This is a genomic window from Sphingobacterium sp. UBA2610 (assembly GCF_002339225.1).
Classification (GTDB): domain Bacteria; phylum Bacteroidota; class Bacteroidia; order Sphingobacteriales; family Sphingobacteriaceae; genus Sphingobacterium; species Sphingobacterium multivorum.
On record NZ_DDKA01000023.1, the window covers coordinates 528116 to 553338 of the forward strand.

The following is a 25223-nucleotide window of genomic DNA, read 5'->3' on the forward strand; positions in this document are numbered from 1 at the left end:
TACCAATCAATGACTGACCGGGAGGAATCTTGCGCAGAACAAAAGGTTTGATTTTTATAACTTTGCGTCATGACAACTTCTGAAAATATAATTGATTTCTATCAACGGGTATTTCGAGAATCCAATTACCCAATAGGCTCCTCGCCCGAACAAATTTCTCATTTTAACGTATTTTCTCGTGAGCATTGTCCCTTAAAATCACCGTACAATAGAAAAGATTATTTCAAAATATCCCTTATGATCGGCGAGGGTCAACTGCATTATGGCGATCAATGGATCCCTATTGACCGTCCAGCGCTTGTATTTTCAAGTCCGCTTGTTCCCTACTCTTGGGAAACAGACAATCCCGATCAAAAAGGATGGTTCTGTCTTTTTACACAAAAATTCATTCAGGAGGACAAACATTACAACCACAACATCCTCGAAAGCCATTTTTTCAATCCGAGTGGTAGCCCCGTCTATTTCTTAACGGACGAACAGGTCGATCTTTTCAATCACATTTTTCAGCGCATCAATGCGGAACTGCTATCTGATTTTTCGTTCAAATATGAAATTATCCGGAATCAGTTGCAGTTACTCGTTTTAGAAACATTAAAACTAGCGCCAAATGAGGGAATATCACCTTACCAAAACGCCAATCAGCGTATTTCCCATCTTTTCTTAGAGCTACTGGAACGCCAATTTCCGATTGACACCGAAAATTTGCTTCGTTTTAAAAATGCAACGGATTATGCACAGCAGCTCAATATCCATGTCAATTCGCTAAACAGGGCTTTGAAACAAAATACAGGAAAAACCACACAAGAACTCATCGCACTACGCATCACACAGGAAGCAAAAGCCCTCCTCCAACATAGCAGCTGGAATATCAATGAAATCGCTTATGCCCTGGGTTTTGAGGAACCCGCAAACTTCAGTAATTATTTCAAAAAACATGCGGGCATACCGCCTTTAGCTTTTCGCAACAGGCCTGTTTGATTTTCACAATAATTTGTTTGAATTCTATATCTTTCGAAACAGGCAATGAAGCTACTTTTGTCCACATCATATTTAGCAGGTCAAAGAGAAAAAAGTGGCTGGCTGCATGAACGTCCATAGAGACGCGAAATTTAAAAAATTAAAGGATGGAAAAAAACACTAAACCACAGCAATCTTTTATCCCGACGATACTAGCATTTGCACTTGTTCCGATTACGGGACTTGCGACCGATATTTATCTTCCGTCGATGCCACAAATGGCTCAGGAGCTTGGCTTGAATGAAAGCAAAATCCAGCTAACCCTTTCGCTTTTTCTAATCAGCTATGGTGTTGCTCAGTTCTTTACAGGAGCGTTGGTTGACGCTTGGGGAAGATATCGCATCAACCTGATATCACTTTTCCTTTTCATTGTCAGTTTCTGGATTACAGCAAGCACGCAAGATATTTGGGTTATTTACCTGATGCGTATTCTACAGGGCATCTTATCGGCATTCGTGGTCATCTCAAAAAGAGCCTATTTTGTGGATGTCTACGAAGGTGAACAGCGCAAGCACTACCTCAGCATTATGACCATCGTCTGGTCGATCGGTCCGATTGTCGCTCCTTTTATTGGCGGCTACCTTCAGACACAATTTGGTTGGCGTTCTAACTTTATGGTTCTGGCCGTTTACAGTGCTGTACTTTTCATCCTTGAACTGATCTTTTCTGGCGAAACAATCAAACAGAAGAAACCTCTCCATATCAACTACCTGATTGGCGAATTTAAAATGATGCTTAAAAGCAATGATTTTACCTTCGGTATAGTCATGTGCGGTATATCCTACGGTCTTGTCATGTTCTACAACCTCAGCGGTCCCTTTTTTATTGAACACCAGCTGGGCTATAGCGCAATCACAACCGGTTATACCTCGCTAATTATGGGCTTAGCTTGGATGTGTGGTGGTTTTATTGGTAAAGCCCTTATTAAAAGAGCCTTGGTTCCGAAGTTGAGAATCGCCAACTTCATTCAGATCAGCCTGATTGTATGTATGCTCTTGGTTTCACCTTACCTGTCAAATCTCTATACATTGACATTTTTCGCATTTGCTGTACATTGTACAGCAGGATTTATTTTTAACAATTATTTCAGCTACTGTTTAGGGAGGTTTCCATTGTCGGCAGGTATCGCCGGCGGATTGGTTGGCGGAATTACCTACCTGCTGACCTCTTCACTCAGTTACATCACGGTAAGCTTGGTAAACCCTTCTTCGCAGTTTCAGATTGGATTAGGTTATGGCATATTTGCGCTGTTGGGATTGACCACTTTATACGTTATTCATAAATTGGTCAAAAGCGTATAAGCTATGGGCAGGTTCTTTCAGCGACAGGGCAATATTAACCTGTAGCTGGACAGCTACAAAACTATACTTAAAAGTTGAATTATTTTTAAAATAGTATTAAAAACAACTATATTTGTTGCATCATAATTTAGGTTTATAATTGGTTATTGAAGGTTTTCATTCTCCCCGTTTGAAAACCTTTTTTTTGACCGAAAAAAAATTCAGTCTGCTGTCCTCGCTGCTGCTGACCAAATCACGAAAACCCTTGCTTATTTTTCTAAATTGCTACTTTCCTTTACACCGAATTTTTCAACATAGGTACGTGGACTCTCCTTATAGAATTTCTTAAATGATTTGCTAAAATACTTTGGATCATTGAACCCGACCTGATAAGCCACCTCGCTGATACTCAAACCTGTATCGTTCACCAAAATATAGGCTGCTTTCTTGAGACGGACCATATTAATAAATTCAACCAGATTCAGTCCCGTTTGCTGCTTAATCTTGCGGTACAAAACAGAGCGGCTCACACCGATGGCTTTTGTAAGATCAAGCACGCCAAAATCTTCGCAGCCCAGATTTTCTTCAACAATCTTCAACACCTGATCCAAGAAACGAGTTCTTTCGGGCAGATCTGTTCCCTGCGCTCCAAGAAGATAATGCTGTACAAATTTTTCCTCCAACCTTTTCCGCGTCTGTAAGATGTTAGAAATTTTCTGAATGAGGTGCGGCATACTGAAGGGCTTGGTAATGTAATCATCTGTACCGATTTCAAATGCCTCTGTGATATAAGGATCAGCTGTGCGGGCTGTCAAAAGAATCACCGGAATATGATTTGAACTGCTATCATTTTTAATCTGCTGCAAAAGTGTGATTCCGTCACAGTTGGGCATCGTTACATCCGAAATGATAATATCGGGCTGTTTTGTTTGCACCAATTCCAGGGCCTCAATACCATCGTTGGCTTCCAAAACAATATATTTTTTTCGTAAATTTTCACATATAAAACAACGTAGCTCCACATTGTCCTCGGCAACAAGTATGATGGGTTTATCTTCCTCCGCCGCAGGACGCTCAAGTGCTGTTTTTGTAGTATCCACATAGGGCATACCGGCATCTGCTGGGTCAGCGCATATCATCCCTGGAGTATCCGTTAAGACCGGTAGCTCTTCGATGACGACAGCGCTCTGGGGCAGGCTGATCCGAAATACCGTATTGTAGTCTGTCGTTTCCTGTGCCATATTGCTTTCAACAGTGAGTTTCCCGCCGTGCAACTGGACAATGGAACGGCAAAGTGCCAAACCTATTCCACCGTTGGTAGCCGACAAGCCTTTTGTATTGGCCTGATAAAATTGTTCAAATACAAAAGGAATATCTTTGGGTGGGATTCCACGCCCGGAATCCCAAACGGAAACAAGCAATTTCTCCAACTCACCTTCCACTTCTAGCTCAACCTGTATCTTTATTTTACCTCCCTTATCCGTAAATTTAAACGCATTATAAATCAAATTGACAAGGACTTTTTCAAATTGTTCCGGATCGAAACCTGCAACGTAATTAGGACTTACCTTATTATCCAGAAAAAACTGAATATTATTTTTTTCGGCAATAAAGTGAAAATTCTGGCGAATGTTTTCCAAATACGTAGCAAGATGAACCTTTTGGCAAAACAATTTCATCTTTCCGCCTTCATGTTTTCTGAAATCAAGCAGCTGATTGACCAGATTCATCAACCGATCGGCATTTCTCGTCGCATAACCAAGGTGCTCCTGTGCATACGCTGAAAGCGATCGGTCGCCTTTTAATTGATTTAACGGCCCGATAATTAATGACAATGGCGTACGGAATTCATGGGAGATATTGGTAAAGAAATTCAGTTTTGCTTCATGGAGCTCCTCCTGTTTTTCCGAATCTATTTGCCGAATCAAAAGGTCCTGTTTCAATTTATTCCGGCCGTGGAAAAATCGGATAACCAAAAAACCGGCCGCAGCAAAAAGAAGAAAATAGCCGCTATAGGCCCACCATGTCTTCCAGGGTGCTGGCAGCACTTTAATCTTCAAAACCGTTGCCTTTTCGTTCCATACCCCATCGTTGTTAGCCCCCTTTACCCAAAGCTCGTAGGTACCAGGGTCTAAATTGGTATACGTAGCCACGGGATTGCTCACATAATTCCAGTCTTGATCAAAACCTTTCAGATAATACGCGTATTGATTTTTCTCCGGATGGACATAATTCAACACACTGAATTCGAGACTAAAAACATTTTGATTATGATCAAGTATCAATTCATCCATCATGGATATATCTTTGGGAATAACAGCATCAATACCTGGGAGAACTGTTTTATTGAATAATTTCAGCTCTGTAAACTGAATGGGGGGAATATAATTATTGACACTTAAACTATCCGGATTAAATAGGGTGAAGCCGGAGAAACTTCCAAAGGCAAGTTTTCCGTCCCGCAACATTGCTGCTGCATTTTGAATATATTCGTTGCCAGGAAGACCATCGGTCTTCGTATAGGTGCGTACATGACCCGATAGGGGGTCGAAACAAGAAATCCCTGTATTTGTACTCAACCACAATTTGTTTTTCAGATCGCTCAACATCGCAAAAACATTGTTGATCGGCAATCCATTTCGTTCATTGAACCTTTTGAACGCTTTCTTCTCCGGAAGATAGCGATTGAGCCCGCCCATATAGGTACCGATCCAAATCTGTCCTTTTCGATCTTCATGGATACTCACAATATCATTTCCGCTAATTGAAAGAGAATCTTTCTTGTCATTTAGAAAGGAAACAAATTTATCGGTACCGGCTAGTTTTAGATTTAACCCATTGGAAGTACCGATCCATAGATTACCTTTTGAATCCTCTAGCAAAGCGCGCACCATATTGGAGCTCAATTGCTTTCCTGCCACATCAAATGTCTGGAAAGATCCCACTTTCTGGTTTTTACGATGCACCTGTAGTCCGCCACCGAACGTGCCAATCCAAATATCGCCATTGCGATCCTCTAAGATTGCATAGACATTATTGTTTGCCAGGCCATTACTTACATTGGGATCGAAACGAAAATGTTCATAGCCTTGTTGCCCCTTTCGTCTTAAATTCAATCCACCGTCATAGGTACCTACCCATAAGTTCCCTCCCTTATCTAGACAGATGGACTTCACATTGTTATGACTTAGGCCATTCAGGTTATTTTTATCGTGACGTTCACTAAAAAACGAATTCGTACGCCGATTAAAATAATTCAATCCTCCACCCTCAGTTCCAATTACAAGTTCTCCCATTCCATTTTCAACAAAAGCGCTCACCACATTGTAACTTAAGCTATTGCGTTTAGCTTGATGGGTAAAATTCTGAAAATTGGGAATATCCTTGTCATAGATATTGACCCCTCCAAAATAGGTTCCGATCCAAATAGATCCCCTCTTATCTTGAAATATAGGACGAATGGAATTATTGCTTAAGCTATTGGGATTTCCATCGTCTGCCTGAATAAAAAGCAGTTTTCCATTTTGATAAACATATAGGCCATTGAATGTTCCGATCCAAATCTTTCCATCAACTGTTTTTTTTAAGGACCGTACATCTTGACTGGCCAAACCTGTATGATTGCCCGCTTCAGTTAACGAGGATATTTCGCCTGTATGCTCATTGATAATCCGAATCCCATTATATTTCGTGCCTACCCAGAATATACCTGGACTAACCTCCAATACGGCCTGAAACCGTTGATTAACTTTATTATCTACTGATTTCTCTTTGAAGTAAGTCCGTAGAACCTTTAAACTATTTCCATCTTTCGATGCGGCCTGCATGAGTACAATGGCATCATCAGTACAAAACCACAATCGCTTTCTGCGATCCTCATACACGGTTCGAAAATTACGATAGTATTCTTTTCCCTGGCTTCTTTCAACGGTAATCTCATTGAAGACCAATTCCGCTTCGAGATGCCGGCCCTCTTTAATCTTATACAAGCCTATATTTGTCGCAATCCAAATCTTGCCCTTGGAATCCTGAAAGATCTGATGAACGTTGACATCCATTTTTCCACTGCTACTCTCAACGGTAGGTAAGGGTATACGGATGAAATTGTCTGACGCACGATTGTATAAATTCAGTCCTGTCATTGTCCCTATCCAAAGCCGCCTTTTGTTATCTTCCGTAATCGCTTGAATAAAGTTGTGCTCTAAGGAAAGGCTATCTTGTGGATTGCTGCGGTAAATCGTAAACTTTCTGGCGTCGTACTTATTTAAGCCATCACGGGTACCGATCCACATAAAACCCAAATAATCTTGAGCAATAGCGAAAACGCTGCCCTGAGACAAACCTTCATTGACATCCAAGTGTAAAAAACGATAGTTTTTTTCCTGCGCATGCAAAACAGAAATTAACGCTAAAGCACAGCAAAAACAGCGCACAAAAACACGTAGTGGCATCATAAGGTATATAATTGAAATGGATGATAAAAATAATCATTCCATTGAATAAACACGAACAAGAATCACTTTAATCGATCTTTTAATTGTTGCTCATAAAGCGAGCCGATCGACATTATCCGGTTTTGATTTTCCCAATAACCAGCGTTTCTATTTTTCAATCTTCCAGCTACTTTCTCTCCCTTTACGCCTATGGCAAAATTTTGCCCAGAAGTCCAGGGCTGTTGTACTGCAGCACTTTTGACCGTACAATTCCATAAGACTTGTGTCACCCCAGCCCAACCGTGTCCACTCCCCCAATTACCCCGATCCTGCACATTAATTTCACCATCCGTTACGATTTGATCGTATAAGGTTCCAACAGCCCATCGATGATGTGGACCAATATCCGCATGTGTTCGTTCCGCGCTAGAAAGGCTAAAAACGTTCGGACCGAGGGTCCTGGCCCCTGTTACGTAATCATGACGACCTTCCGTCGTATAAAGTTCTTTAAATAAATTAAGCTGACCGTCATTATTGAACGAATACCTCCGCCCGCCTGTAATTTGAGATTTTCCATCCAGACACCGCGACTTCATTACTGTAATCTGTTTGGCAAAAGCACCAAGACTCACCGCCGCATAGCCAAAATAACGCGCGGTGATATTGCGCACCCAACCATTCGTTATTTTATCCATATCAATTGCAATCCAGCCGTGATTTTCGTCCGTATCACTTACAAAATCAGACTCGAACCGTATATTTTCGATCCCAACTTCACTTATACGCCCGTCGAAGGTGTAGGGAATGACGGCCACTTTTGCGTACCTCGGATCAATCGCCATCACCAGGGGATTATCAAAAAATACAGAGTCACCTCGAATGGCTAAAATAGTACGTTCAAAATTTAGCTTGTATTCCCGCGCTGTCCACTGTTTCGTCCCTTCTCTTTTTTCAATCTGGTTCATTCGAAGCGCTTCAATCCAGGCATCGTTCATTTCATACGAGAGGAGGACCTGCTCGCCCACTCTCCATTCCTTCGGACGATCGACCAGAACATAGTTAGCCCCTACAGGTCCATAGCCAGGCTTAACAAACTGTTGTCTAGCCTGATCCACTGTATAATTACCCGTACCGGAAACTTTCAATAAGCTCCGTTGGTGCTGGCCTGCTGCTTTAAGCAGGGTTTGTCCTTCGGCATCCCCCTCACCTCTCAACACCACACCGCTGGCATGAATTTCCAAACTCCCAGGTATAGTGTACAGGCCTTTTTTTAACAAAACAGCACCTCTATAACCGTTTTTATCAGGTGGTTTTGCTGCTACGGCATCGATAGCCTGCTGTATAATTTGCTGATCATCGCCATTTATGCTGGGTTTTACCGTAACCACGACAGGAACATTGGGCAGCTTTTGATCACCTTGATGATAGCCCACATGGCTAAAGTCGGGGATGACGTTTCCCTGTGCATCCGGAAAATAGATCAATTGTCCCGCTGGATTTTTCCGGACCAGATCCGATTGCACTTTTCCGGACTGCAGCTCTTCTTGTCGATGTAGTGCTTCCAAGAAATAATAATCGGCATAACTCAAAGGTTTATCCACTTCGGTATTGGAAGGTTTCGATCCCGTACTGTGTAATAATATAAAACCGCGATTTTTATTTGGTGGCGACATGTAATGGTCTATCAGGTTAGCCAATATGGTCTGTGCTTTTGCACGATAATCTTTTCCTTGGTTGCTATACGTGCTTAATTCCAACAGCACCGATGCGATGACTGTCGCTGCCGACACATCCCGTGGTTCATTTGGTATATGAGGTGCATCGAAATCCCAATAAGGGATCAAGTCTTTCGGCATATTAGGATGTGTAAACAGCCAATGTGCAACTTTTTCGGCTTGCTGCAAATATTTCGGATCGCCGGTTTCTCTGTAACACATCGTATAGCCATACAGTGCCCAGGCTTCACCCCGCGACCAGGTAGATTCGTCACTTAAGCCCTGATGGGTGTTTTTATGCTGCACTGCTCCTGTTTTCGGGTTGTAGTCTATCACATGATAGGTACTGTAATCCGGTCTAAAATGATTTTTTAGCGTTGTGTTGGCGTGGCTCACCGCGATCTGATAATAAGTAGAGTCTCCAGTGAGTTTGGTTGCTTCAAACAGCAATTCTAGATTGAGCATGTTATCAATGATAACCGGAAAGTCCCAGCGGTGGCTATTGTGGTCCCACGAACGTATACAGCCGACTGTTGGATTGAAACGGGTTGCCAGCGTTTTGGCTGCCTGTACAAGCACCTCCCGGTACTGTGGATTTGCGGTTAAGCGATAGCCATTTCCAACGCTACAATAGATCTTAAAGCCCATATCATGGGTCTTACCATTAAATTGCTCCGCCTCGATCGACCTTGTTGTTTCCGAAGCGAGATCCTTCCATTGTTGTTTTCCCGACTTTTCGTAGAGAAACCATAGGACGCCAGGAAAAAAACCACTGGTCCAGTCCCCCCTTTTCACAGCAACCAGTTCGTTATCTGTGGAAAGCGTACGTGGCGAAACCAAGGATGAATCCCTTTTTTTCAAGAGCTGCAATTCTTTATAAAGTAGTTGAGCTTGTTGATCTGCAAGGCCCCACGCTTTTTGCAGCTGCCTGGTACTCTGTGCCTCAACGTGTTGAAAAGCGCACAGAATTCCCGTCAAAAATAGTGCTTTGGCAATGGATGGCCTTTTTAAATTTCGAAAGCGCAAAAAGAGGGTATATCTTCGCAAAGACGTCGCATTAACATTCATGTTATCTGTAGGTTTTTAAGGTGAAATGGTTAAGTTATTTTATAAAGAGCCAGGAAAATCAAAGCCATATAATCGGGTTGCGAATGGGTAAATTTCGAACAACCTCTTCTTGTTCAGGTGCATGATCAAGCTTTTTCCAAAGCTGCAGATAGTCTTTATTCTGGTAAGCTTCTGCCGAAAATACGAGTGCCGGATGCGCAATTGGCCACTGATCCCAATACATGACATCTTTCGGATACGGCCATTTTTCTTTATCTGCAATATAAGGGACCATAAAATCAACACCCGTTTTTATTGTCCGCCCATCTGACAATGTATACTGCCAAAGGGAGGTGTTGGTCTTGGACAAAATCTGGCAGATCATGGTCATCGCATCCAGATTAAACAACGCGTATCCATAAGGTTTTGTCCGCTGCAATTCTCTCGGAAAACTGCCATTAGACTCCATTTGATTCGGCAATAACACGTGCGCATAGCGATCTGCACATCTGTTGAGTAATACCGTGTCTTGCACCAAACTCGAAAATGCAGCGACCTGCATCACCCAACAGGTACCATGGTTATTGGCAGCATTCATTTCATCGATCCCATATTGATGCGTTGTAAGCCAGCGTAAATAGATTGCAAACCAGCGATGTATGGCATCCTTAGCAGCCTGTGGAAAATTGGGGTCGTCTTCAAATATCTTTACGCCCTGTGCAACTTCCATCAGATGAATGGTATCAATAATGCCTATTCCTCGCCCTGTAAAACGCCCTTGTATAGCCTGAGCATAAAGAAGATTCGGATTCATCATCGTCTCTGCATCCACGAACCAAGCCTTTAAATGGCGAAGGGCCTGCTGTACGTATTTTTTATCTGGATTCAAACGATAGGCTGAGGCCAGTGCCCCCACGATTCGGCTGAAGCGGATCATCGCTTTACGATGTTCAACGAAATTGGCTGGATTAGTCATCCCATCCCGTTGAATATAGGGCGCAGCGGGATCTTTGGGATCGGGCCACCAATAATCGCCTTCAGAATAAAAATCATGAATACCCCCGGTACTCCGAACTGCCTTATAAGCTGTCACAGTCAATGGTTTCTGCTTCATCGCCCACTTGGACTGCTTTAGGATAACAGGGCGCAGCGTCTGGATGATCTCCTGCTCAAAAATACCTTCCTTCATTTTTGCCCTCAAGAATAAAGGGAAAATTGCGATCCCAAGGAGACAGCCAATGACGCGAACAATTGATGTAAATTTCATTTTTCCTGGATTTTGAATTACATTGGAACAATACGGTACCGTTTACCTTTTATGGTCTCAAATTGAACTTCAAACGTTTTTGGACCAGCTAAAAGGGGCAGTTTGGAAGAATCCGCTACCGTATACGGAAGTTGTTCCGGTTTATATAATAGCGCATTGTCTGTGACAGCTGCCTGATTTGATTCGACACCGACAACTTTAACGGGTAAAGGTGTACGCAAACGACAAACACCACCAATATTGGACACGATCATTGCTTCGGTCAATACGTTATTTTTCCAGGCAATATCTACGGTAAAGTTTCCCCTGGCCTTAATTCCTTTTATCGTCCCAGCAGACCATTCATCAGGTAGGGCCGGTAACAAGTGGACGGCTCCATCATGACTCTGCAGCAACATTTCAGTCATTCCCGCCGTAGCACCAAAATTCCCATCTATTTGAAAAGGTGGATGTGCATCAAATAGATTCGGATAGGCTCCGCCACCGCTCATCTGCTCACGGTCCAATTTGGGATCAATAAAATTTAAGGCATCCTTGAGGATTTTATAGGCATGATTTCCATCCTGAAGCCTCGCCCACCAATTTGTCTTCCAGGCCATCGACCAGCCGGTACTCACATCGCCCCTTAAAAGCAATGAACGCTTGGATGCCGCGGCCAAAGCCTTGTTTTCGGCAAAACTGATCTGATTGCCCGGGTATAATCCAAATAAATGGGAAATATGCCGATGCTGATCCTTTGGATCATCCCAATCTTTAAACCATTCCTGCAATTGTCCATATTGGCCCACCTGATAGGGATAAAGCTTTTCCTTCGCTTGTTCTAGTGCTGATTTAAATTCAGGATCAACGTTCAGTATAGCACAGGAGTGAATAACAGCTGTGAAAAGCTCCCGAATGATCGCCATGTCCATGGTAGAGGCCATGGTCAATTGATATTCTTTACCTGCTATTTTAATTGTATTTTCAGGTGAAGTGGACGGATTGGTGACGAGATATTTATTTCCGAGATCCGCAATCAGCCATTGCAACATAAATTGGGCTGCCCCTTTCATCAAGGGGTAGGCCTTCTCCTTCAAGAACGTTTTGTCACCCGTAAAACGGTAGTGTTCCCATAGATGTGTGCTCAACCAGGCTCCTGCCATAGGCCATGCCGACCAGCGCGGCATTCCTTTGGGATCCCAATCGTATCCGCCCGGAGGGGAAGTTTTGGCCCATAGATTGGAATTATGATGAACAACCCAGCCCTTATCGATATTGTAATTTATCGATGCTGTTTTGGCCCCATTGATAGCCAGCTCATCCATAAAATCAAACAACGGTTGATGACATTCTGCAAGATTGGTATTTTCCGCGAGCCAATAATTCATTTCTGTATTGATATTGGTCGTGTAATTACTTCCCCAGGGCGGCTGCACATGATCATTCCAGATCCCCTGTAAATTAGCTGGTCTCCCTCCTTGTCTGGAACTGGCAATCAACAAGTACCGTCCAAAATGATAATACAGTGTCAGCAGCCCCAAATCGGCCGGTCCTTTGGAAAACTGTATGATACGTTGATCTGTAGGCAATTTATCATGCGCAGAGGTACCAGCCAACTCAAAGGCTACTCGATTGAATAGTGCTTGATAATCTTTTTGATGATCGGAGAGTATGGTCTGAAAATTCTTTTTGGAGACAGTATGCATGCGGTTTTTTGCGAGCAGCGTGGCATCTTTACCTTCCTGACTCGGCGACTTATCAAAACCGTTAAAGCTTGTCGCTTCCGTCAAAAATAAAATCACCTCATCGGCGCCTATGATCTTAAGCTTATCCCCCTCTTTTTTTACCACACCACCGATATTCTTTACGCTTACCTGCATCGCAAAAGCCATCCCTTTTCCGCCAATACTGTCGTACACGACTTGTTGGGGTTCATAATCCCTATTGGCGACAAAACTTGGTGCTTTACCCTGCAAGGTCAGCTGATTATTCCCTTGCGCTGAAACACTGTATTTTAGCTTACTGGTTAAGGAAAGGTCGAATGTAATTGATTTTTTCTTATTTGCCTTCAACCGAACGACCAATGCTTTATCCGGAAAACTGATAAAACTTTCCCTTTGGTATTGAACGCCTTGATAGGAATAGCTGACCCGATTGATCGCTCGCTCCATATCCAGCTCCCGTTTGTAATCTTTTACCTTTTTTTCGTCCTGATGAAAATCCAACCATAAATCGCCCATCGGTAGATATCGAGCAGAATAAGGTCCTTGCATTTTCTTCCAAAGGACTGCTGCCTCTTCATATTTTCCAGCAAAGATGGCTTGGCGTACCTTGGGTAGAATTTGCGGGCCATTGGGATTATTGCCCGCATCGGGTTCACCCGACCACAGGGTATTATCATTAATTTGAAACCTATCTTTACTTAGCCCACCAAAGACCATCGCTCCTGTAGTGCCATTGCCTAGCGGTAGTGCCTCCTCCCAGAGCGCGGCCGGTTGATCATACCAAAGCTTGAGCTGCGGCGAATTGCCTTGTGCACGGCATGGCGCAAGCGACCCCATGAGACCGAGCAGTAAAAAGAAGTTCAAATGATTCGTTGCTTTTAACATCTTGTGTTATTTTTCTATCGTTAACAAGGTACTTTTTGATCCTTCCATCCGGCCTGATACCACAGCGCTTCCCGAAGGCAGTCGAAGCTTAATCAATGCACGACCATTGTAGGCCTGCACTTTTTTCGACCCCGTAGAAGTGCCTTGGTCGACGATCAACTGACCATCGCCGGTCGAACCAAAATAGATCCAATCCTTTGCATCGAGACAGGGGGTATTGGTCTTATCCACAATTTGAGCTTGCACAGTGATCATATCGCCTTCCGTGGCAATCTTTTCCACAAGAAGTTTTGCCGGTTTACCCCACTTTTTTGTCTGATACTGCTGTTCAATTTCATCCACGAGAATTTCCCGGCCGTTTTTCGCGACAGCTTTAATCTGATTGCTTCCTTCGTTCAGTTTCACCATCCAGCGCAAACCTGCCGCTGGAAAATCTTGGCTATTTCTTTTCTTTAGTCCTTGACTTTTGCCATTGACAAAAAGCTCAACCTCCTTGGCATTGGAATACACCTTGATCATTTTCGACTCGTCTTTTTCACCCCAACGGACCGGCCAGCTATGGCCATAAATATGCAACATTGGCTTCTCGGTCCAATACGACTGGAATACGTAGTACGATTCTTTTTTGGTAAAATCCCGTTCAACAACACCCTTCTGATTGACATAAGGCACAGGATTGTCTGGCCGGACCGGAGTTGAAAAATCTTTAAATGGCCAGTAGGCTGTTCCCGTGAGCCAAGGCATGGTTTCCTGTTCCTTTAAGTGCCAATCGATGAGATTACAGATGTAGCTTTCACTCCAATCGCCATCTTTAGAAACGCGTGCTGCTCCACCAATGAGCGACGCATCGCCTGCCCGTTCATCTGTTGTACCATCACCTTTGATTTTAGCTAGAGCACGGTCAGGGTCCTCTGCATGTCGTCTTGCATGACTATCCCCGCCCCACTCCACATGAAGGAAATGCTTTACCTTTTTCATTTCTTCTTCGGAGGCTGCTTTATAGTCGGTATAAACGCCTCTATACCAACCCGCCCAAATGGACGGAGAATAAACATCAACAATATCTTTACAGAAATCACAGCGCCGTATCGCTGTTTTACGGCTCGGATCCAATTGATGGGATAAGGTATTCAGTTCACTCATATAAGCCCTTATCTTCGCCTGATCAAACTCCGTAAAATCACCGGGCCAATCATTTTCGTTGCCGAGGCCCCAAATAATGACCGACGGATGATTATAATGCTGTTCAATCATATTGGTTAACATCCGTTTTCCCTGAAGCTGATAGACCTCACCACCCAATCCACCTCTGCACCATGGAATCTCTTCCCAAACCAAAATACCCAGACTATCGCAGGCCTCAAGCACTTTACGACTCTGCTGATAATGTCCCAAGCGTATAAAGTTTACACCCATCTCTTTCATCAGGGTCATCTCCTGTAAGATCTGATCGTCAGTCATTGCTGCAGCAACTCCGGCATGGTCTTCATGACGATGGGTACCGCGAAGCAAAAGTCTTTTCCCGTTCAGCAGAAAAGGACCTTTTTCTTTAAACGCTACATGTCTAAAGCCAAAGACACTCTCTTCCTTAAATACTTGTCCATTGCTTTTGATTGTCGTAACTAAACGGTATAAAGCCGGTTGATCAGGGCTCCAAAGCTGTGGCTTCTTGACCATGAACTTCCCAAATTCAAGATTTAATGCGCCCTTATTAACCTGTGGTTGCTGGGTTTGCACGATTTTTCCAGCAGGGTCATAGAGCTGCATTTCGACTTCAAAATTTGTCTGAGCCGAAAATGGCATCAGTCGTCCACGGACGTTGACTACCCCCTGCTTTCCATCGGCCCCTACTGACGCTTCAACAAATACACGTTCCAAGGCTGTCTGCGGAACATATTTTAGGTTTAGGTGTCTGTAAATACCACCATAGACATTAAAATCAGACAGATTGGAGGGAATCATTTCTAGATCACGCGAATTGTCCACACGAATTGAAAGTGGTATTTTACTCTTAAATTGTTTTTTAAAAGCATCTGTTTTTTTAAACTTTTCAACCGCATCCGTGATGTCCACCGTCCATTCGTCGTATCCACCAACGTGCTCCCCAACTTTAACGGTATGGATATAAACAGCTGTCTTTTGCCCGGCTCCTTCAAAATGAAGGAGGGTGTGACCATTTAAATAGGGGTTGTCGATCTCCAGCGATTTTCTATACCAACTGGGTCCCTGATAATAATTGATAGCTGGATCAACAGCGTCCAGCGCATTATAACAATGCGGTAGATCTACTTGCTGCCACAATGGAACAGATTCGGGATTACCGGCTCCCACCGGCCTTACAGCTTCCCAGATTCCACCCAGATCGCTCTTTAAGAAATCCCAGCCATGATCAATCCGCTTAACTTCCTGAGCGTGGAGCTGAGAAACTCCAAAAGTCAACAACAACGCAACTATTTTATTCAATCTACTTTTCTTCATTATGCTATTTTAGTATCTGCTTTCCATCTTATCGGCCTTACTCGTCCAAAGCTCCAGTTTTCATGTTCTTTGCTCCGGGCCCTTTTTCGCGCTTAAATTTGCCAGCCACTTCGATCTTAATCACCGTAGCAACAGAATCAATGGCCTGCTCAGGCACGGCAATCTGAATACCATTGGCATTCGATTTTACCTTTAACACTTGATTATTGGCTAAAAGGCTCGCTTTTACAACTTTATTTTCAATCGGAAGTTCAACTATTCCATTTTTTGGCCAGTCAAATACAGAGACATACAAATAAGTCCGCTTTCCATCTTCCTTTAGGGTACACCGCCCCCATTCAAATGGCTGTAAAGGACTACTCTTGGTTGCGTAGATCGCTTCACTATTGACTTTCATCCATTTGCCAATTACAGCCAAACGTTCTATACTCTCCTGGGGGAAGGATCCGTCGGGTTTTGGGCCAACGTTCAACAGGTAATTTCCACCTTTGGAAGCAATATCAACGAGATTGCGGATCAAGGTTTCGGCAGACTTCCATTTATGATCCGATGTGCGGTAGCCCCAAGTACCGTTCATGGTCATACAGGTTTCCCAATGTTTGCCTTCGAGTTCACTCCAATCTGGAATTTTTTGCTCCGGCGTTTTGGTATCGCCGGGGAAATTAGGCCGTTTCAATCGATCATTCGTAATAATATTGGGTTGTAATGCCAATTGGTCCTGAAGCATATTTGCAGCTTCGTCGGTCATATTGGTTGGCGTATCCCACCATAGTACAGCAATATCGCCATAGTTACTCAACAATTCTTTGACCTGAGGTACGGATACGTTTTTGATATAGTCACTAAAACTCGCTGTTTCTTGTCTGGGGTCCCAATGGCCATGATGTGCTAGCGTGTAGTCATCGATACGGGTTGAATCTGGATTAGGCCAGCCTTCTCGCATTAACTTACGAGCAGCCGACCCACCAGGGTTATTCCAATCCTGCGCCTGTGAGTAATAAAAGCCAAGCTTCAGTCCATATTTTCGGCAGGCATCGGCCAAAGGTTTCAAGACGTCTTTGCCATAGGGCGTAGCGTCCACCATATTCCACTTACTCGCTTTTGTTTCAAAGAGTGCAAAACCATCGTGGTGTTTGGCTGTGATAATCAAATATTTCATGCCCGCATCTTTCGCCATGCGTACCCATTCGTCTGGATTATAGGCGATGGGATTAAATTGTTTCGCCATGGCCTGATATTCATCAACTGGAATTTTTGATCGGTTCATAATCCATTCTGCTCCACCACGTGCCTGTTCGTGTCCCTTATAAACACCGCCGAACTGTGCATATACTCCCCAATGGATAAACATACCAAACCGGGCTTCCTCCCACCATTTCATGCGTACACTATCTGGTAAGCGATTTACTTGCGCATACAATAATCCCGTGCTCATTCCCACGATGAGGATAAGTGCCAGCAACATTTTATATATAGCTTTCATACCTAAATTTTCACAGTTCTTCATTTAGAAACCTGGTGTTTGTTTAAAATTGTCATTACCTAAACTTTTGGCCATATCTACCTCAGATTGCGGGACTGGCCATAAGGTATCTCTTGCCATAAATAACCGTGAAGCGCCATCTGGATCCTTGGTTTTATCCATCACCTCTTTTATTATCCCCCAGCGTTTCAAGTCAAAATAACGTTGACCTTCCAAAGCCAGTTCAATCCGCCGTTCATGACGGATAATATCGCGGAATTCATTTTTTGTCAAGGAACCGCTAAACTGTACGAGCGGCATTTTCACATCAGCCCTAGATCGTACTTTATTCAATGCATCGACAGCAGTCTGATCAGGCCCTGCACTTTCATTCTTCGCTTCTGCATACATCAATAAAATATCGGCATAGCGCAAGAATACCCAATCCTGATCGCTTTGTGTCGCGTAGCTTGTTGGCCATTTCGATTCGTTGATATACTTTCGCGGTAAAAAACCACCCAAAACGCCTTCAGCAACGGGATCAAAAGCAGAAGATGCTGTGGTACCGCGCCATACACCACGGTACATGATTGTCGACTTCAACCGTGGATCTCTATTTTCGTAAGGGTTTTTAGCATCATAAACTGTCGATTCTTTAATATCTTTTCCATCGATGGCATAATAAGAATCCACCAGATAACCCAGCGGTTGTATGGTCTTCAGATAAGAATACATCATATCTGCCGGGCTATACATATTGGGTGGTAAAAATCGAGCGGAGAACATGATTTCGGGATTATTATTTTGTCCAGGTTTTCTAAACAGATCGCGGTATCCACCCTGATAGATCGAAAACTTGTTTTCATCCATAACAATCTTCGCTGTTGCAGCTGCCTCAGCCCATTTTTTCACCGTCAACAACACCTTTGTTTTGTACCCCAGTGCAGATCCCCGCACAGCATGTCCTTTATACCCTGTATTTGGCAGTTTTTCACTCGCATAATCTAAATCTGCCAAAATCGCTTCGATAATGTTGGTTTTAGGTGTTCTACCCAGCCGGATACTCGCATCATCCATACCCAGAGGTTCTAAAGTCAATGGCACATCACCGTACAGATTGGTCAACAAAAAGTAGTAATGGGCGCGGATAAAACGAGCCTCTGCTTTATATCGGTCACGGTCCTGCTGGCTCATGCTTGCAATACGGTCAATATTGGCAATCAATTTATTACATGCAGCAATGGCCTGATACGAAATCTCATACCCCTCAGATTGCATTCCGCCGGTTGTCGAGGAGATTCCGGACCGCGAAATAATATTGAAGTTATTGGAGGTACTGGATACAAAGGCATCGTCTGAAAGCCCATCCCAAAACATACTTGCTCCACCCCAGCCACCACGTGCATTGGATGAAGACGTCGAATTGTATCCTCGGCACAGAAATTCATAACAGCCCGACAGTGCCAAATCAGCATCAGTCTGCGTTTTCCAGAAGGTTGACTCCGAAATTTTATCTGTTGGATTTTTATTTAAAAAATCTTTTGTACAGCTACCCAATGCAGCTAAGGCTGCTAAGCTTAAATATAGATATGTTTTTTTTACGCTCTTTTTCATCTGTAATTTTTTTTTAGTTACCACTCGATTAGAATGTGATGCTCGCCCCAAATGCGAATACTTTATTCTGCGGATGAGTCACATAACGTCCTGATGTTGCACCACCGCTTGATGAAACACCACGTTCGGGATCTAAACCAGGGAACTTGGAGAATGTGAGCAGGTTATCCGCCGCAAAATAAATGCGAAGGCCAGAAATACCAGCTTTGGACAAGGTGCTCTGTGGAATAGCATAGCCTACCTGAATATTTTTAAGGCGCAAGAAGGATCCATCTTTTAAAAAGAAAGTCGATGCAGTCCGTACATTATTTGCCGCAGGGGTATTTTCAGCACCCACTATTGGAAGCGATGCATTCGGATTCTCTGGAGTCCAAGCGTTCATCCAGTCGCGAGTGAACGTTCCGCCTTGCCTAAAGGGCACGATTCCCCACTCACTCACAAATATTTTTTGTCCCTGGGAACCAAAGAAAAAGGCTGTAAAATCAAAGTTCTTCCAAACAGCCGTTGCATTAAAGGAGTAATCGAAATCTGGATACGCTCCGGGCACGACAATTCGATCATTATTGTCCACAACTTTATCTCCATTAACGTCAGCAAATTTCAGATAGCCCGGTTGTGCTGGAATCTGTTGCACTGGAGAAGCTGCCACCTCTTCCTTCGAACGGAATATGCCCGTGTTCTCCAAAAGGTAAAAACTACCATAAGGTAAACCTTCCCGGATAATGGTATTGCCCGAGATACGTTCGGCCCCATATTTCATCACCTTGTTGCGATTGGCCTGAATATTTCCATTGAGGGTCAAGGATACCGCTCCAATTTTATCACGGTATTGAAGGCCGAGCTCTATACCTCTGTTACGCAATTCACCATAATTTACGGTCGGTGCAGTCAATCCAATATAAGAAGGGAAAGCTGTAGATGCAGATAAAATATCGGATGTTACTTTGTTATACCAATCGAAAGAAGCGGTCAATTTGTTGTTCCATAAACCGATATCTACACCGAAATCCAAGACTTTGGTACTTTCCCATTTGATCCGGTCATTGGCCATGGCTACCTGACGAGCTCCCTGTTGGAGCGTTTCATCAAAAGGATAAGCAAAAGAGGAATTGTAAACAATCTGATATGGGTAGTTACCAATATTTTGATTACCCAATGTTCCAATGGAGGCTCTTAACTTTAGTTCATTAACAACTTCTTTCAATTTCGGACCAAAAAAGTTCTCATCCGAGACTTTCCAACCACCAGATAATGAAGGGAAAAACGCCCATTTTCTATTTTCAGGGAAACGTGAAGAGGCGTCATAACGTGCATTCCCTTCGAGTAGATACTTGCCTTTATAGTCATAGTTTAACCGACCATAATAAGACCTCAATGACCACTCATTGGTGACACCATTATTTGATTGTTGTCCAGCTCCGCCACCATCGAGCTCAAGCAGGTCATTGTTGGGAAATTGCAACCTACTTCCGAACAATTTTTGTGTTTTATTATATTCTGCCTGGGTTCCTGCCAGTACTTTCATGTTATGATTTCCAAAAGACTTATCGTAAGTCAATTGCGTATACCCGACTGGATATACATTGTTGTCGTCCGTTACTTCTAAGCCCTGACCACCTACATCAAGTTGTCTGGCGGGTAGGTCATCCGGTTTGGCGAACCACATGTATTGATTAATCACAGGTTTGTTGGTATAGTTTTTTGTAAAGCCATACGTCAACCCGCCGCTCGTCTTCCAATCCAGTCCATCCAATATTTTCACATTTAAAAAAATATTGCCTTGCATAAAATAATTGTTCAGTCTTGTAAATGCATTTTCGGCAACTGCAACAGGGTTTTTATTTGGGGATTGAAAAGGATATGCCCTAGACGAATAACGACCACTACCATCTGGTAATACAGGTCCATAAAGTGGTGATTGACTAATGGTAGACAAAAACTGATCTTCACTACCGTTTCTAGGATATTTCCGATCCCCATAATTCAAGGTGATACTTGAACCAAAACTTATCCGATCATTTATTTTAGAGCCTAGGTTAAGCTGTAGATTATACTTTTTAAAAGAAGTCCCGATCATAATATCAGGCTGATTGACGTAGCCCAATATAACGTTGTAATTTGTTCCTCCGGCACCACCGCTTAAGCTTAAATTGTGCGTTTGCACCGGGACAGTTCTAAAGACAGCATCTAACCAGTTAAAATCGGGATATAATCTTTTATCTGTTGCATTTTTGTAGGCATCAATCATCTCCTGGCTAAAGGAAGCATTTGGATTTGTGACACCCGAGTTTTTATTTGCCTGATTATACAAGGTCATGTAATCAACGGAATTATATACGAGGTCTGGAAGAGCTGAGGCCTTGGTAATTCCGACATTATAATCGTAGCTCAGTTGTGTTTTTCCAGCTTTACCCTGTTTTGTCGTCACAAGAATGACTCCATTTGCTGCTCTTGCCCCATAGATAGCAGCTGAAGCGGCATCTTTCAATACGGTGATATTCTCGATTGCTTGGGGATTCAAATTTTCCAAACTACCGGGGATACCATCTACGATAACCAGTGGAGCAGAAGAGGCGCCGTAGGAACCCAATCCCCGTACCTGGAGATTCACATTTTCATTCCCCGCTTCTCCCGATCCTTGGGTAACACGAAGTCCGGGCATGCGACCTTGAAGTAACTGCGTTGGATTTGTAGCGATACGTTTGTTAAGCACCTTTCCATCGACAGCAGCAACAGCACCCGTTAGATTACTTTTTTTCTGGGTACCATAGCCTACTACAACCACTTCGTCAATCAGGCTACTGGACTCCTGCAGTACAAGATTAATGTGATCTTTCTTATCGACCTGGACTTCGGTTTTCTCTTTGCCTACCAGCGAAAATATCAGGACATCAATATCTCGCGCAAGAATCTGATAATTGCCGGCCCCATCGGTTACAGTGCCGTTTTTCACCCCCTTTATCTGTACGGTAACCCCCGCAAGAGGCTCGCCTGTTGAGGAGCTTACTTTTCCGGATATCTTTATTTGCGACTGGGCAAGCACCGCCGGTGCAGACATGCTCATCAACGAAAATAAAAGCAACCCCTTACCTACCGTTTTGGTCATCGGTGTTATCATAGTTGTTTTGGTTTATTTGGTTATTTAACGAAGTAAATGAACTCAAATATCAAAAATCGTTTACAGCAAAAGGAGTATTTTTTGTTCAAATTAGTGGAATAAATGGCTTCATTCCTGATTTTCAACACAATTAAATGGTTTTTTAAAAAAAAGAAAAATAAACCCCTTGGCAGCTGCTAATTTTTCTTCCAACAATCGATCGGTTGATCTTCAAAATAAGCTAGCGATCTGCCAGAGCATACTACACCGCTAGAGATTATCAATTTTGCAATAAAATCGATATATTGCCCCCAAATCAATTCAAAGTGAGGGAGTCGATGACAACAAAAAAATATAGGAACATCTATATCTTTTGGTTTTGCAGCATGTTATTTTTTTTACTGCCCGAGGGTTACTGTCAAACAATCATACCCACAGGTACGCCTTTTGTCAAACAATACAAAAAAGACCAATACAAGGCTGGAAATCAAAACTGGTCTTTGGCAGTCGACAAAGATGGTCGTATTTATAGTGCCAATACCGAAGGTCTATTGCAGTTTGACGGACAATATTGGCGCATCTTTCCGCTTCCTAATCATTCCACGGTACGAAGTGTCGCAATCGGTAAAGATGGCAAGATTTACACCGGTGGAAGAGGTGAATTTGGCTATTGGACTTACAAACCCTTTGGAAACTTGACTTATCAAAGTCTCTCTAAGCTGGTACAGGACAAAACCTACTTTCCAAACGAAGAAATCTGGAAAATCATTGTTGAAGACCAACGGGTATTTTTTCATACATTTTCGAAATCCTATATCTGGGAAAACAATCGTATACGGCAATTAACGGCTAAAGGTGAGCCTTTTTTATTTCCACATCAGCTCAACAATAAATTATTTTTTGAACAACTACCAAGTGGTCTGCATGAATTTAAACAGGATAAATTAATTCCTGTAAAAGGAAAAGATGTCTTGAAAGACAAAAATGTACTTGCCATCTTACCTTACGACGCAACGACTTCGCTTATTGCGACCTCGCGAAACGGCCTCTACCTGATGAAAGCCGATGGAACAATCCTACCCTGGGCTGCTCCGGCAAATCAGCTCTTAAGCCAGTCACAAATAAACAATGGCTTATACCTCTACGATGGACAATATGCTTTTGGCACCATCCAAAACGGTGTTATTATCATCAATAAAAATGGGCAGGTCATTCAACATATCAATAAAAACAATGGTCTCCAAAACAATACTGTACTCAGCATTGTCAAGGACAATCAGAAGAATATCTGGGTGGGACTTGATAATGGCATTGACCGCATTGAAATCAATTCCCCATTATCATTTTACACTGATTTTGTCGGAAAAATAGGTACCGTTTATACATCGATCATCTATCAGGGAAAAATCTATCTTGGAACTAATAAGGGCTTATTTTCAAGTGAATGGAAGGGATTGACCAATTACAATTCATTAAATTTCTCTCAGATTCCAAATTCAAATGGTCAGGTTTGGACATTAGCACAATTTGGTGATGAGTTGATCTGTGGACATAATGACGGAACCTTCAAATTAGATAACGGGAAGCTTGAAAAGATCTCGCAGATTACCGGAGGATGGGTTTTCAAACCTATTTTTGGAACAAAAAATATTCTTCAGGGGAACTATACAGGCTTATCGAAATTCACGTTCGATGGTATACACCTAGCGTTCGTTCAGCAGTTCACAGGCGTTAAAGAACCGGTTCGATTCTTGGCGCAAAAAGATAACCATGCCTTTTGGATTGGCGATTGGGGACAGATACAACTACTCGGACTTGATGCGAATTTCCAGCAGGCAAAAATTTTATTTTCCTCCAAACAGGATAGTATCGCTTCAAAGAGGCAATTTACGGGGATTTATACCTTAGAAAATAATCTTGTATTTGCTACAGACAGCGGATTTCTCCAATTCGACAATATTGTGAAAAAATTCAGCTATGCCAATGAATTAAACACAGCGTTAGGCAGCTATAAAAATTCAAATAAGGTCATACCGATCAATACAAACAGCTACTGGTTTATTCAGAAGACTAAAATTGCTAAAGTAGATTTTGACAGTAAGGGCGAACTACATATTGACTCCAATCTGCTCAGTCCCTTACAGGATCGAATGATGAATAACTATGAAAACATTCTCCCGATTGAAAACCAATACTATCTCATTGGTTTAGATGATGGATTTGCGATCTACCGTCATGCCGATAAATCACAAAAATACAGGTTGCCACTTCCGCAAATAGCACAACTTGTCAACTTGACAACAGGCCAGGCTATTATCCCAGATTCAGCGTTTAAACTATCATCATCGGACAATAATCTTAGAATTAGCTTTTCAAGTCCATATTATTCGACTTCGCCACTTCAATACCAATATTATCTCGAAGGTTACTCAGACAATTGGTCCGAATGGAGTGAAACTGCCTATCAAGATTTCACAAATCTACCTTATGGAGAGTTTCAAATTAAAATCAGGGCGAAGGACAATATGGGGTCAGTTTCGGAAGTCCAGACATTTTCATTTACCATTCGGCATCCATGGTTTCTTTCTTGGTGGGCGAAGTTATTTTATACACTCGTCCTGATAACGCTCATCTATTTAGCTTACAGGTTTAATCTTCAACGGGAGCGCAAGCGTCAGTTTCAAATACGGCGAAAATGGCTAGAAGAGAAAAAGATTGCCTTGGAACGCGAAACAGAGCAAAAAGAAAAGGACTGGATTAAACTTAAAAACCAGCAATTAGAAGATCAGCTTCAATTAAAAAATAAAGAACTTGCCAATGCGGCACTCAATATCGTTTACAAAAATGAGATGTTGAACAATTTACACGCCGAGCTCAAACAGCTTAAAGATGCTGATGGCAACAAGCTGAGTTCGGATGAATTGAAAAAGATAAACAAGCTTATCGATGATGCCCATAACGACGATCGTGACTGGCATATTTTTGAAAGAAGCTTTAACGAATCACATGAGAATTTTTTCAAGAAATTGAAACAAGAGTTTCCTGATCTCGTCCCCAATGATCTGAAACTATGTGCCTATTTAAGGCTCAATATGTCGAGTAAGGAAATTGCCTCATTACTCAACATTAGTACACGCGGTGTCGAGATTAGACGCTATCGACTACGCAAAAAGTTGGGCATTCCAACAGACAAAAACCTTTCTGAATTCCTGATGGAACGTTAAA

At 42.7% G+C, this 25223-nt stretch carries 11 protein-coding genes; 3 read left to right on the plus strand and 8 right to left on the minus strand.

The features are described 5' to 3' along the window. The first annotated feature begins 69 nt into the window (after positions 1-69). On the plus strand, positions 70-978 hold the full coding sequence (locus tag B4Z47_RS18145; protein WP_115048007.1) for a helix-turn-helix domain-containing protein: 909 nt from the start codon (positions 70-72) through the stop codon (positions 976-978). 146 nt (positions 979-1124) lie between these two features. Then, on the plus strand, positions 1125-2318 hold the full coding sequence (locus B4Z47_RS18150) for an MFS transporter (RefSeq protein ID WP_115048005.1): 1194 nt from the start codon (positions 1125-1127) through the stop codon (positions 2316-2318). Between the two features lie 248 nt (positions 2319-2566). Here the strand turns inward: B4Z47_RS18150 and B4Z47_RS18155 are convergent, their stop codons facing one another. From B4Z47_RS18155 to B4Z47_RS18190, 8 genes are all read right to left on the minus strand, one after another. Further along, a complete protein-coding gene (locus B4Z47_RS18155; RefSeq protein WP_286727709.1) occupies positions 2567-6751 on the minus strand; it encodes a hybrid sensor histidine kinase/response regulator transcription factor in 4185 nt (1394 codons plus the stop codon). A 62-nt stretch (positions 6752-6813) separates the two neighbouring features. Further along, entirely contained in the window at positions 6814-9513 is a 2700-nt protein-coding gene (locus B4Z47_RS24625) for a glycoside hydrolase family 88 protein (protein ID WP_115048001.1), read from the minus strand. 58 nt (positions 9514-9571) lie between these two features. Beyond that, on the minus strand, positions 9572-10759 hold the full coding sequence (locus tag B4Z47_RS18165) for an alginate lyase family protein (protein ID WP_115047999.1): 1188 nt from the start codon (positions 10757-10759) through the stop codon (positions 9572-9574). Between the two features lie 17 nt (positions 10760-10776). After that, positions 10777-13347, minus strand: a complete 2571-nt coding sequence (locus B4Z47_RS18170) for a glycoside hydrolase family 95 protein (protein ID WP_286727710.1) — start codon at positions 13345-13347, stop codon at positions 10777-10779. A gap of 6 nt (positions 13348-13353) precedes the next feature. After that, positions 13354-15825: a glycoside hydrolase family 2 TIM barrel-domain containing protein gene (locus B4Z47_RS18175; protein ID WP_115047997.1), complete on the minus strand. Its 2472-nt coding sequence runs from the start codon at positions 15823-15825 to the stop codon at positions 13354-13356. Positions 15826-15862: 37 nt separating this feature from the next. Then, the gene (locus tag B4Z47_RS18180) at positions 15863-17308 is read right to left on the minus strand and encodes an alpha-L-fucosidase (RefSeq protein WP_115049501.1); all 1446 of its coding nucleotides are present in this window, start codon (positions 17306-17308) and stop codon (positions 15863-15865) included. 24 nt (positions 17309-17332) lie between these two features. Then, positions 17333-18901 (minus strand): RagB/SusD family nutrient uptake outer membrane protein, encoded by a 1569-nt coding sequence (locus B4Z47_RS18185; RefSeq protein WP_147282019.1) that lies wholly within the window; start codon positions 18899-18901, stop codon positions 17333-17335. A gap of 28 nt (positions 18902-18929) precedes the next feature. Then, positions 18930-22019, minus strand: coding sequence for a SusC/RagA family TonB-linked outer membrane protein (locus tag B4Z47_RS18190; protein WP_112374165.1), 3090 nt, complete (start codon positions 22017-22019; stop codon positions 18930-18932). 365 nt (positions 22020-22384) lie between these two features. Between B4Z47_RS18190 and B4Z47_RS18195 the strand changes: the two genes are divergently transcribed. Beyond that, positions 22385-25222 (plus strand): helix-turn-helix and ligand-binding sensor domain-containing protein, encoded by a 2838-nt coding sequence (locus tag B4Z47_RS18195; protein WP_159332887.1) that lies wholly within the window; start codon positions 22385-22387, stop codon positions 25220-25222. The last annotated feature ends 1 nt before the right edge of the window (position 25223 follow it).